The following is a 12,279-nucleotide window of genomic DNA, read 5'->3' as shown; positions in this document are numbered from 1 at the left end:
CGCGTCCCCGGCGGAGGCCGCCCGATGACCGCGCCGTGTAACGCCTCCCCCGTACGGCTGCTGGTGGCCTCCACCCCGCACGGCGCGGCGCTGCTGGCCGCCGCGGCGGACGCGGGCCTGCTGGTGACGGCCCGCGAGCGGCTGCTGCTGGTCGCGAACACCGCCCCGGTCCCCGAGGCCGTCCCCGCCCCGGACGCCATGCCCGGCTTCCGGCCGCTGCGCGACCGCTTCGGCCGGGTGCTGTCCTGGAACGCCGCCGTCGCCCCGCTCCACCCCGGCGCCTGGACGCCGCGCCCCGACGACGCGCCCCTGTGGGAGAGGCAGTTGCGCTCCCTGTGGGGGCTGGGCGACGCGGCGGTCGAGCTGGTGGTGGAGGGCGTCGAGGCCGGCCCGGGGCATGCGCTGGCCCGGATCTTCCCCGACGCCCCGCTGGATGTGTACGCCACCGGGCTGTCGGCCTACGGGCCCACCCCCGGCCGGCTGGACCCGTTGGTGGGCACCCGGGTGCGGCGACTGCTCCACCCCGGCCTGGTGCCGGGTCTGCAACCGCTGCTGCTGGCGGAGTTCGGCGTCCCGGCCGAGGAGGTGCCCGGCCGGGCGCTGCGGGCCGTCGCCGCCCGGGCGGCGCGGGAACTGCCGGACCCGGGCGCGCCGGAGGGGGCGGCGGTGCTGCTCGGGCAGGACCCGCACGCCCCCGGCGCGCTCCCTCCCGGCGAGGAGGAGCGGGTGTACGGGCGGCTGCTGGCCGGTCTGCGGGAGGCGGGCCACCGCGCGGTGGTCCTCGCGCCCCACCCCGCCGCCCCCGCGCACCGGGTGCGGGGGATCGCGCGGCGGGCGGCGGAGCTGGGCCTGGAACTGTACGAGCCGCAGGGCGCGCAGCCGGTGGAGGCGCTGTACGAGCGGCTGCGCCCGGCGCTGGTGACCGGGCGCTCCTTCGGGGCTCTGCTGGCCGCGAGCACGCTCCACGGCCTGCCCGCCTCCCACGGCGGCACGGCCGTCCCTCCCGCAGGCGCGGCCGCGTACGAGGGGGGCGGGCCGGTCGCGGCGGTGATCGCGGACGCGCTGCTGCCGGCCGGGGCCGGCGCGGGTGGCGCGCCCGGCGGGCCGGAACCGGCCGACACCACCGACACCACCGCCACCGCCGCCACCGCCGAACTGGCCGGGCTGGTGCGGGCGGTGGCGTTCTGCGCACAGCCGCGGGTCGACCCCGGGCTGCGCGGTGAGGTCGAGCGGTTCCTGGCCGCCCACCCCGGGGAGCGCGTACGGCGCTGGTTCCCGCGCCGGCTGCTGGCCTCCCTCGCCCTGCCCGGCGGGCTCCCCACCGGGCTGGGGCCGGTCGTCCGCAACCCGGCCGTACGGCGCGCGGCACGGCGGGCCCGTGCGCTGGGACGGAGGGCGCGCCGGTGAACGGACCGTGCGGAAGGCGCCCTTCCGCAAACCGGCGCGAGGGCTCGCGCAGGGGCTCGTACGGCCGGCGCGGCGCGTGTCGTTCGTCACAGCCGTACGGCCGCCCGGGCTCCGCCGGGCCCATCACCGCAGGGTGGACGGTGCGTTGGGGGCGGATCGCCCACCGGTGCCCGGCCGCGGAGTGATCCACGTCTCTGTTTAAACGGTGCGGATCCCCTCATCCTGGAGATCCGCGGCGCCCATTCGCGGCGATCACGGACACAGGCACACCAACGGCGCGCCGGCGCCCCGCACACCGGCGCGCCACGAGGCGAGACGAGGACACACCATGGGCCACACGACGGCGGCGAGGATCCCGGCACCCTGGCTCCGTACCGGCGGACCCTCCGAGGAGGACCGCGAGAAGCTGGTCGAGCAGATGCTCGGCTGGACGCTCACCGTGCTGGTCTCCGTCATCGTCACCGGGCTCGGGCTGCTCTAGGCACCCCGGCGCCGCCCCCGGTGGGTGCGCCCCCGGTGGGCCCACCCCCGGTGGGTGCGAGGACGTGGAGGGGCCCCCGACGGATCGGGGGCCCCTCCACGTCCTCGCACCCACCCGCCCCGCGACGGGGGCGCGGTCAGAAGGCGTCGGTGGGGACGTATGCGCCCCACACCTCCCGCAGGGTGTTGCAGACCTCGCCGACGGTGGCGCGGGCCCGCAGCGCCTCCTTCATCGGGTACAGCACGTTGTCGCTGCCCTCGGCCGCCTTGCGCAGCTCGGCCAGCGCCCCGTCCACGGCCGCCCGGTCGCGCTCGGCGCGCAGCCGCGCCAGCCGCTCGGCCTGCTGGGCCTCGATGGCCGGGTCCACCCTCAGCGGCTCGTACGGCTCCTCCTCGTCGAGCTGGAACCGGTTGACGCCGACGACGACCCGCTCGCCGGAGTCGGTCTCCTGGGCGATGCGGTACGCGCTGCGCTCGATCTCGCCCTTCTGGTAGCCGCGTTCGATGGCGTTGACCGCGCCGCCCAGCTCCTCGACCTTGCCCATCAGCTCCAGCGCGGCGGCCTCGACCTCGTCGGTCATCGACTCCACCACGTAGGACCCGGCGAAGGGGTCGACGGTGGCGGTCACGTCGGTCTCGTAGGCCAGCACCTGCTGGGTGCGCAGCGCCAGACGGGCCGACTTGTCGGTGGGCAGCGCGATGGCCTCGTCGTAGGAGTTGGTGTGCAGCGACTGGGTGCCGCCCAGCACCGCGCCCAGGCCCTGGACGGCCACGCGCACCAGGTTCACCTCGGGCTGCTGCGCGGTGAGCTGCACGCCCGCGGTCTGGGTGTGGAAGCGCAGCATCATCGACTTGGGGTTCCGCGCCCCGAACTCCTCCTTCATCACCCGCGCCCAGATCCGGCGGGCGGCGCGGAACTTGGCCACCTCCTCCAGGATCGTGGTGCGCGCGACGAAGAAGAACGACAGGCGGGGCGCGAAGTCGTCCACGTCCATCCCGGCCGCCACCGCCGTGCGCACGTACTCGATGCCGTCGGCGAGGGTGAAGGCGATCTCCTGCGCGGGCGTCGCCCCGGCCTCGGCCATGTGGTAGCCGGAGATGGAGATGGTGTTCCAGCGCGGGATCTCGGCCCTGCAGTACTTGAAGATGTCCGCGATCAGCCGCAGCGAGGGCTTGGGCGGGAAGATGTAGGTGCCGCGGGCGATGTACTCCTTGAGCACGTCGTTCTGGATGGTGCCCGTCAGCTTCTCCGACGGCACGCCCTGCTCCTCGGCCACCAGCTGGTAGAGCAGCAGCAGGACGGCGGCGGGGGCGTTGATCGTCATCGAGGTGGAGACCTCGCCCAGCGGGATGCCGTCGAACAGCACCCGCATGTCGTCGATCGAGTCGATCGCCACGCCGACCTTGCCGACCTCGCCGTGCGCGATGGGGGCGTCGGAGTCGTGGCCCATCTGGGTCGGCAGGTCGAAGGCGACCGACAGGCCCATGGTGCCGTTGGCGATCAGCTGCTTGTAGCGGGCGTTGGACTCCACCGCCGTGCCGAAGCCGGCGTACTGGCGCATCGTCCACGGCCGCCCGGTGTACATCGTCGGGTACACGCCCCGCGTGTACGGGTACGAACCCGGCTCGCCCAGCTTCGCCTCCGCGTCCCAGTCCCGGAGCGAGTCGGGTCCGTAGACCGGCTCGATCGGCAGCCCGCTCTCGGTGAGCCGGGCCTCGCCAGCTCCGCGGCCAGTCTCGCGTGCCATGTTCGGTGCCTCCCGTTTCGTCGCCCTGTCCGATACGGACTGTAGCGATCGGCGGGAGAGCGGCGGGAGAGCCACAGCCTGGGACCTTGCTCACAAACGAGCGGGGTGGTGCGCGAAAGGGCTAGCGCGGGTGCCGCGCGCGGAACCGCCGGGGGGTGGCCGGACGTCCCCGGTTCGGGCAGTCTGGCTGCCGGGAATCCACACAGGTGGGGAAGACCGGTGAAGGTCCGGCGGATCCGAGGGGGTTTCGATGTCCCGGGGGGAGTCCATGTCGCACGGATCGGTGGGCCGCACCGCGCTCGCCGCGGCGGCCGCGGTGCTGCTGGGGGCGGGGTGCACGGTGCAGCAGACGGACGCGGGGTCGCGGGCGCCCGCGGCGGTCACGGCGCCGCCGCCCGCGCCGTCCGTGACGCGGAGCACACCCGTGCCCGCGCCGACGCCCACGACGACGGCGCCGTCCGCACCGTCCGCTCCGTCCGCGAGCGGGGAGGAGGCACCGGGCACCTCGGCGCCGCCGACCGCGGCGCCGCCGGTGACCGCCTCGCCGCCCGCGGCGCCGCCGGCATCTACTCCGCCGCCCGCGCCGATGATGCGCGAGGGCGCGCAGGGCGAACGGGTCCGCGAACTCCAGGCGCGGCTGCGGCAGGCCGGGCACTTCGACCTCAACCCGACCGGCTACTACGGCCCGGTCACCACCGCGTCCGTGTCCGCCTTCCAGAAGCGGCGCGGCCTGACGGCGGACGGCCAGGTCACCCGTGACACCTGGAGCGCTCTGACGGCGCGGACGAGGCCCCCCACGCGGGCGGAGCTGTACCCGCCCACCACCCGGCCGATATCCGACCCCGACCCCAGGTGCCTGACGGGCCGGGCGCTGTGCATCAGCAAGGAGAGCCGGACGCTGGCCTGGATGATCGACGGGAAGGTCGTCTCCGCCATGGACGTGCGCTTCGGTTCGGAGCTCACCCCGACCCGCGAGGGCGAGTTCGGCGTCACCTTCAAGAGCCGGGACCACCACTCCACGATCTACGACACCCCGATGCCGTACGCGATGTTCTTCAGCGGAGGCCAGGCGGTGCACTACTCCGCGGACTTCGCCGCCAACGGCTACAACGGCGCCTCGCACGGCTGCGTCAACGTACGGGACAAGGAGAGGATCGCCGCGCTCTTCGAGCAGGTGAGGGTGGGCGAGAAGGTGATCGTCTACTGACGTCCGCGGCGCCCTCCGGAACGGGGCGCGGGCCGGTGTGAAGAGGCGCGGGCGGGGCCGGGGGAACGTGCCCCGCCCGCGCTACGCGCATCCCGCAGGTACGGGGGGAACCTTGGGTGGCGCGCTCGCCGATGACCAGTCGGCTTGTTCTGTACTGCGTCCGCGGCCCGAAAAGTGTCACACCCCCCGGGCGGCGGCCCCCGTGACGCCGGTCACACGGCCCCGGCATGCCCTCCGGGGTATGGATCCGGCCAGGGCTCAGGGTGTGGGAACGGCCGTCGCGGCGCCCCGGGGCGCGTCCGGGGTCCGTGGGAGCCCTCCGGGCTCGGCGGGAAGGGTGGGCGCCGCGGAGCCGGTGGGGCCGCCGGTCTTCCCGGTGTCGGCGGGGAAGGTGTCGCCGCCCTCCTCCTCGGGCAGCGTGTCGCCGCTCTCCTCGGGGACGGCGTCCCCGCCCTCGGCGCCTTCCCCGGTGCCGTCCTGGCCGCCCGTGGCGGGCCCCGCGGAGTCGCCCGTGCCGGAGGACCCGCCGGACGATCCACCGGAAGTGCCCCCGCCGGAGGAACCGCCCGAGGCGGACCCGCCGCCCGTACCGCCGTCGGCGCCGCCGGCCGCCGCGCCGGACCGGCGGCAGTGGCCGTCCACCCGGTCAGGGCCTCCCACGGCCCGCTCCAGTTCGGCCCGTTCCCGCCGGCCCAGCTCGCCGTCCAGGAACTTCTCGCACAGTTCGTCGAGGCGTGCTTCCGCCTGTGGGGACCGGGCGGTGGGATCCCCGGCCCGGTCGCCCGCGCCGTCCTTCCCCGGGGCGGGCGAACCGCTCTCCGTCGACCGCCCGCCGGGGCCGGTGCCTGCCGGATCGCCTTCGCCCGGGGCTCCCGGACCGCCGCGTTCCTCGCCTTCCCGTCCGCCGTCCGCGCCCGGACGGCCGGAGAGGGAGTCGGCGGTGCCGGCCGTCGGCGGGAGGAGCCCGTCCGGCTCGGCGGACACGCTCGTCGCCGGGGCGGGTGATCCGTTCCCTCCGCCGAACGGCGCGGGCAGCACCCCGCTGCCGGCCGCTATGGCGACCCCGCCGAGCACGCCGCCGAGTGCCAGCGCGGCCAGGCCCACCCTCAGAGGACGGCCGAGCGACCGCAGACGGCCGCGTCGCTCGGCGGCCGCGGCTCCGGGCCGTACGCGGGCCGCCCGGAAGGCCGCCAGCGCGGCGGCCTCCCCGGGCAGCTCACCGTCGTCACGCGCGCCGGGCACGGCGGCAGGACCGGCTGTGGCGGCAGCGGTCGCGGGGACGGCGGCGAGTCTTTCGAGGGCCTCGGCCAGTGCCGATGCGCCCGGTTCGTCCGCGGACAACGGGGGGTGGGCCGACCGTCCGCGCAGCAGACGCTCCGCGGTCTCCTCGTCCAGCCAGTCGTACCGGTCGTCGGCCCTCACGTTTCCCTCAGCGTCCGTCTGGCCTTTTCCGTCACACTCCGTGCGGCTCCGGCCCTGGGTGCGGGCACCCCGTCACCGATCCCTTCCTCCCCTTCCAGCAGCTCCGCCAGCTTCCGCAGACCCCGGTGCGCGGCGGTGCGCACCGCGCCCGGCCTCTTGCCCAGCACCTGTGCGGCGCCCTTGGCGTCGAGGCCGACGACCACCCGGAGCACGACGGCCTCGGCCTGGTCGCGCGGCAGCCGGGAGATCAGGGCCATGGTGTGCCCGGTGCCGATCGACTCCAGGGCCTCGTCGAAGGTGTCGGATCCGGCGGGCAGCACCGCCAGCTCGTTGTCGTCGTCGACCGGGCTGGAGGCGGGCCGCCGCCCCCGCGCCCGGATGTGGTCGAGCGCCCGGTTGCGCGCGATCCGCGCCGTCCAGCCGCGGAAGCGGTCGGCGTCCCCGTCGAACCGGCCGATGTCCCGGGCGATCTGCAGCCACGCCTCGGAGGCGACGTCCTCCGCGTCCGCATCCGGGACCAGCGTCCGCACGTACCCCAGCAGGCGGGGATGCACGGCGCGGTAGACGGTGCGGAAGGCGCATTCGTCCCCCTCCCGCGCCTCCCGCACCGCTGCGGTGAGTTCCGCGTCTTCCCCCTGCACGCCTTAGTCCTGCCCCACTTCGCGATGTAGCGCTCGCCCGCGCTCCTGGCCGAGCGCGGTCCCGCCATGATGCTTCGATCTGCGTCGATGCGAAGCAGAACGCTACGACCTAGTGTGCGCTCCCGTCCATGCGGGCGGGGCGGTAGTTACCGAGATGAAGACGGCGGGGAGGACACGCGGACGGGCGGCGGAGACCGGACGGAGGGAGTGCGGAAGCAGGGGGTGCAGAGGGGAGTAACAGTTTTCGGCCCCCCGGCGCAGAGGATTGTGACGGGCCTCGCTCGGCGCGGCGGTCCGTACTCGACGACGGCCGGGGTCTCTCCTGTGGGGGGTGGCGACCCCGGCCGTCTTCGCATGCCCGGCCCGGTCACGGCCCGGCCCTGTAACGGTTGAGTACCCGCCGCTTCCCCGGAGTGACATCTCCTCTACGGTGAGCGCTTACCGAAGGGTCCCGTGACGGACGCGGGGCGAGCGAGTCTCCGGACGAACGATCCAGACGACAAGGGGCGGGACACTTGAGTCCGCGAAGAACACGAGCGCGCAGAACATTGAGTCTGAAGAGGCGGACCTGGCTGACCCTGGGTGCCGTCGCGGTGGGCGGAGCCGGCGTGGTGACCGTCGCCGTGGCCAACCCGCCCGAGGACAACGGGAGTTCAGTGACCGCGTCGCCGGTCAGGGTGTACTCCGTGAGCCTGAAGACCAGGGGCGAGGGGCACAGCGGCGTGACCCGCCGCGACACCAGGCCGTTCAGCCTGCTGGGCATCTCCTGGCCCCGGGCGACCGCGGAGATCGGCGGCCGGGCCGAGGTGCGCACCCGCGACATCGAGACCGGCGAGTGGACGCCGTGGCAGGAACTGGACCTGGACATCCACGTCCCCGAGGGCGAGGAGGGCCGGGAGGCCACGGCCCGCGGCGCGACCGCGCCCCGCTGGGTCGGCCCCTCCGACGGCGTCGAGGCCCGGGTGGTCTCCGCCGACGGGCAGACCGGCGACGAGTTCCCCGCCGGAATGCGGCTGGACCTGGTCGACCCGGGCGTGACGCCGCGCGAGGCCAAGGAGGCGAACGCGGCCGACCTCGGCCCGGCGGCCTTCGGGACGGCCGTGGACACGGGCATGCGGCCCGCCGCCTACGTCGCCGAGAACCCGGTTCCCACCGCCACCGCGAGCGACCCGGTGGACGGCGCCTCGGCGTCGCCCGGCGAGCCGTCGCCCACCGAACCGGCGCCCACGGGAACGGAGTCCACCGCTCCGGGCACCACCGAGCCCACTCCCAGCGGGACGGAGTCCACCGAGCCGGGCGCCACCGGGAGCCCGACGGCCGACCCGTCGCCGACCCCGACCGTGCCGACCGCACCCGAGTCCACGGTCACCCGGCCGCCGATCGTCTCGCGCGCCGCCTGGGGCGCCGACGAGTCCATGGTCGAGGAGCCCTCGGCGTACCTGGAGGACGGCATCAAGGCGGCCTTCGTCCACCACACCGCGCTCGAGGACATCAACTACACCTGCTCCGACTCGGCCGCGATCGTGCGGTCGCTGATGACGTTCCACGTCAAGAGCAACGGCTGGAACGACCTGGGCTACAACTTCCTGGTCGACAAGTGCGGCACGATCTTCGAGGGCCGGCACGGCGGCGTCGACCTGCCCGTGGTGGGCGCGCACACCTACGGCTTCAACAGCTACTCCACCGGCATCGCGGTGATCGGCAACTACGCCGCGGGCGACGTGCCCACCCCCGACGTGACCGGCGCCGTCGCCAGGGTCGCCGCCTGGAAGCTCGGCCAGTACGGCGTGGACCCCACCGGCAGGGTGACGCTCACCGCCATGGGGAACACCGGCGTGTGGAAGGAGGGTGAGCAGGCCACCCTGCGCACCGTCTCCGGCCACCGCGACGGCTACAACACCGCGTGCCCGGGCCAGACGCTGTACGACGCGCTGCCGGAGATCCGGCGCTTCGCCGCGAGCCCGGCCGCGAGCTCCGCGGCCCCCACCGCCGACTTCAACCGCGACGGCATGGGCGACATGGCCGTGGGCACCCCCCGCGCCGCCGTGGGCGGCAAGGCCAAGGCCGGCACCGTCAGCGTGGCTCCCGGCGGCGTGGACGGCCCGGTGGCCTCCGCCAGGGTCACCCTCTCCCAGTCCAGCCCGGGCGTCCCCGGCGCCTCCGAGACCGGTGACAGCTGGGGCGCGGCGGTCGCGTACGGCGACGTCAACGGCGACGGGCACGCGGACCTGGCGGTCGGCGCGCCCGGCGAGGACGACACGGTGGGCAACGCCGACTCCGGCGCGGTGACCGTCCTGTACGGCCCCGGCTTCACCAAGGCCAAGTGGCTGGAGGCGGCCACCGCGGACCGCACCGGCGGGGCCCGGTTCGGCTCGACCGTCGCCGTCGGCGACTTCGACAGCGACGGCACGGCCGACGTCTTCACCGCCTCCACCCGCGGCCCGGCCGGCTGGTGGGCGTTCGACGTCGCCGGCGGCACCGTGCGCAAGGGCGCCCTGAAGACCGGCACCACCGGCACCATCGACTCCCTCGCCTCCACCACCGGCGACTTCAACCGCGACGGCTACACCGACGTGGTCCTCAACCACCGGGACTCCGGCGGCACCGGCCGGCTCACGCTCCTCAACGGGTCGGCCGACGGCCTGACCTACGTGGGCATGTCGTCCGTCAAGGGCGGCCGTTCGGTCGCGGCGGCGGACATCAACGGCGACGCGTACACGGACCTGGTCGTCGGTCAGCCGTACGCCTCCGAGTCCAGCGCCTTCCGCGGCGGCCAGATCACCGTGCTGCCCGGTTCGCCGGACGGACCGACCACCACCGGCCGGAAGGTGATCCACCAGGACACCTCCGGCGTTCCGGGGGCCGCCGAGGCCGGCGACGCGATGGGCTGGTCGGTCTCGGCGGGCGACGTCAACGGCGACGGGCGCGCCGACGTCCTCGCCGGCCTGCCCTTCGAGGACCTCACCCGCGACGGCGCCAACCGCAAGAACGCCGGCATGGCGCTGCTGCTGTACGGCACCTCCTCGGGGCTGGGCACCTCCGGCGCCATGAGCCTGCACCAGGACACCTCCGGCGTCCCCGGGGCCTCCGAGACCGACGACCGGCTCGGGGCGGGCGTCCTGCTCGCCGACATGTCCGGCTGGGGGCGGGCGGATCTGGCCGTCGGCGCGCCGGGGGAGAACTCCTTCGACGGGACGATCCTCCAGTTCGACGCCGGCAGCCGGGGCGTCTCCACCTCGGGTGCCGTCTACTACGGCCGCTCGGCCATGGGCACGCCCGCGGGCGCCTGGCTGGGCTATCCGCTGGCTCCGTGAACGAGCCGGTGACCGGCGGCCGGTGAACGGCCGGCCGCCGGTCCGCGGCCCAAGGGGCCGGACGGGATCTCCCGTCCGGCCCCTTCCGCCTTCTCCCGTGCGGCGTACGGGTGTTCGCGTTCACATCAGGCCGTCTCCGCCGACGCGGGCCGCCGTGTCGACGTGTCGCACGGGAGCGTGGAAGGATCCCGTGCGTGAGTGATTCGGTGGATGGCTGCAACGGGATCCACCCGGAGCGCACCGGGGATCTGAACGCCGCGGTTCTCGGTGTGCGGCGGGGCGACGAGGCCGCCTTCCGCGCCGTCTACCGCTGCCTCACCCCCGAACTCCTGCGCTACGCGGCCGTCATCGTCGGTCAGGACGCGGAGGACGTCGTGGCCGAGACGTGGTTACAGATCGCCCGGGACGTGCTGCGCTTCGAGGGGGACGGCGCCTCCTTCCGCCGTTTCGCCCTGGCCGTCACACGGAACCGGGCCCGTGACGTCCTGCGTCGCAGGAGGAGGCGTGTGCAGGAGATCACCGTGCCGACCGACGAACTGCCCGAACCGCGCGCGGCCGGAACCCCCGGCGGGGAGGCCGCCCCGGACACGGCGGAGGTGGCCGGGGCGAAGCTGTCGACACGTGAGATCGTCTCCCTCATCGGCACTCTGCCCGTTCCGCAGGCCGAGGCGGTACTTCTGAGGGTGGTTCTGGACCTGGACACGAAGAGCACTGCCGAGATCCTCGGCAAGCGGCCGGGGGCGGTGGCGATGGCGCTGTCACGCGGTCTGAAGAAACTGGCCCGGCTGGTGGAACGGCCCGAGGCAACGGCGGTACGGAGGTGAACGACCCGATGCGGGACGGGGAGGAAGGCGCCCGTGTGACCGAGGCCGCGCTGCGCCGCCTGATCGCCGAGGGCTCCCGGCCGGGCTCCGGCCTGCGGGGCTCCGGTTCCAGGGGCTCGGGCGACCTGCCGTCGGACGACAGCCTGCGCGCCCTCGCGGCGGTCCTCAGCGCCGCGGTGCCGCCACCGGGCTCCGGCGTGCTCAAGGGCGAGGAGGAGGCCCTGGCCGCCTTCCGGGCGGCCCGTGACGAGCGGGCGGCGGCCGATCCGGGGGCGGCCGGCCTGCGGGGCCGTCTCACCCGGCTGACGCGGCGCCTTGGCCGGACGCGCACGGGCACGCTCGGCGTGGTCGTGGCCGCCGTGCTCGGCAGCGGGGTGGCCGCGGCCTCCGTCGGGGTCCCGTTCCTGCCCGGGAGCGGTCCGAACGGCGCGCCCGGCACCTCCCGGGTGCCGGACACCGCATCGACGCCTCCCGTCCCCACGTCCCCGAAGGCACCCACGACCGGGGAGGCCGGTCCGGCCGGTCCGCACCCCGACGGCTCCGGGCCCGGGGCCGTACCGCCCTCCGAGGCGTCGCCGCGGATCGTCGCGCTGTGCCGGGTCCAGGAGCGGAATCCGGGCAGCCCGGCCGGGGTCGCGCGGAAGCCGCTGGTCACCGCCGCGGGCGGCCGCGACCGGGTCGCCGAGTACTGCGACGCGGTGCTGGAGGGCCCGGCGGTCCGGCCCTCCCCCGCCGACGGCGGCAGGGACGGCGGAAACCAGGGCAACGGCGTCGACGGCAACGGCGGCGGCAACAGCGGCGGGAACGGGAACGACGGCGGGGACCCGGGCGGGAACGGCGCGACGCCGGGCACCCCGAACCGGCCCGGTGAGGCACCCGGCAACCCCGGCGGTCCCGGCACTCCCGGCGGCGGGAACGGCGGCGGGAACGGGAACCCGGGCAACGGAGCGGGCCGGGGCAACGCGGACCAGACCGGTACCCGTCCCGGCGGCGGCAGCGGCGGCGGCCGGGACACCGGCAACCCCGGCAACGGCAACAACGGTGGCAACGGCGGCCGGGACGGCGGCAATCCGGGCAACGGCAACGGAACCGGCGGCAACGGGGCCGGCGGCAACGACAACGGCACCGGCCCCCGGGCCGAGGCCGCGCGGGACCGGGCCGTCCCCGCGAACCGTCCCGCGGCCGCCCCGGCGGGCGGCGCCGTCCCCTGATCCCGCCCCGGGGCGCTCGGCGTGC

The 12,279-nt window shown here is 75.5% G+C and carries 9 protein-coding genes; 6 read left to right on the top strand and 3 right to left on the bottom strand.

Going from position 1 to position 12,279, the window contains the following annotated elements; all coding sequences use genetic code 11:
• Positions 1-1,407: hypothetical protein (locus ACLIYP_RS16560; protein WP_459076347.1), on the top strand; the 1,407-nt coding region annotated here is incomplete at its 5' end.
• A gap of 328 nt (positions 1,408-1,735) precedes the next feature.
• Positions 1,736-1,888, top strand: a complete 153-nt coding sequence (locus ACLIYP_RS16555) for an SCO1431 family membrane protein (protein WP_412696027.1) — start codon at positions 1,736-1,738, stop codon at positions 1,886-1,888.
• 136 nt (positions 1,889-2,024) lie between these two features.
• On the opposite strand, the gene ACLIYP_RS16550 is transcribed toward ACLIYP_RS16555, so the two are convergent.
• Complete coding sequence (locus ACLIYP_RS16550) at positions 2,025-3,635, bottom strand: acyl-CoA mutase large subunit family protein (RefSeq protein ID WP_412713902.1); 1,611 nt, start codon at positions 3,633-3,635, stop codon at positions 2,025-2,027.
• Positions 3,636-3,903: 268 nt separating this feature from the next.
• Between ACLIYP_RS16550 and ACLIYP_RS16545 the strand changes: the two genes are divergently transcribed.
• Entirely contained in the window at positions 3,904-4,842 is a 939-nt protein-coding gene (locus ACLIYP_RS16545; protein ID WP_412713901.1) for a L,D-transpeptidase family protein, read from the top strand.
• A 258-nt stretch (positions 4,843-5,100) separates the two neighbouring features.
• Here ACLIYP_RS16545 and ACLIYP_RS16540 read toward each other — a convergent pair whose 3' ends face one another.
• The gene (locus tag ACLIYP_RS16540; RefSeq protein ID WP_412713900.1) at positions 5,101-6,264 is read right to left on the bottom strand and encodes a hypothetical protein; all 1,164 of its coding nucleotides are present in this window, start codon (positions 6,262-6,264) and stop codon (positions 5,101-5,103) included.
• Positions 6,261-6,905, bottom strand: a complete 645-nt coding sequence (locus ACLIYP_RS16535) for an RNA polymerase sigma factor (RefSeq protein WP_412713899.1) — start codon at positions 6,903-6,905, stop codon at positions 6,261-6,263. Before ACLIYP_RS16535 ends, ACLIYP_RS16540 begins: the two co-directional genes overlap by 4 nt.
• 548 nt (positions 6,906-7,453) lie before the next feature.
• Between ACLIYP_RS16535 and ACLIYP_RS16530 the strand changes: the two genes are divergently transcribed.
• From ACLIYP_RS16530 to ACLIYP_RS16520, 3 genes are all read left to right on the top strand, one after another.
• Positions 7,454-10,219 (top strand): FG-GAP-like repeat-containing protein, encoded by a 2,766-nt coding sequence (locus ACLIYP_RS16530; RefSeq protein ID WP_412713898.1) that lies wholly within the window; start codon positions 7,454-7,456, stop codon positions 10,217-10,219.
• Between the two features lie 194 nt (positions 10,220-10,413).
• Complete coding sequence (locus tag ACLIYP_RS16525; RefSeq protein WP_412713897.1) at positions 10,414-11,043, top strand: RNA polymerase sigma factor; 630 nt, start codon at positions 10,414-10,416, stop codon at positions 11,041-11,043.
• Positions 11,044-11,078: 35 nt separating this feature from the next.
• Positions 11,079-12,254, top strand: coding sequence for a hypothetical protein (locus ACLIYP_RS16520; RefSeq protein WP_412713896.1), 1,176 nt, complete (start codon positions 11,079-11,081; stop codon positions 12,252-12,254).
• The last annotated feature ends 25 nt before the right edge of the window (positions 12,255-12,279 follow it).

This window comes from Streptomyces nanhaiensis (assembly GCF_046614825.1).
Lineage (GTDB): Bacteria > Actinomycetota > Actinomycetes > Streptomycetales > Streptomycetaceae > Streptomyces > Streptomyces radiopugnans.
The sequence above is the reverse complement of the archived record's forward strand: the minus strand, read 5'-3'. Positions and strand labels throughout refer to the sequence as shown.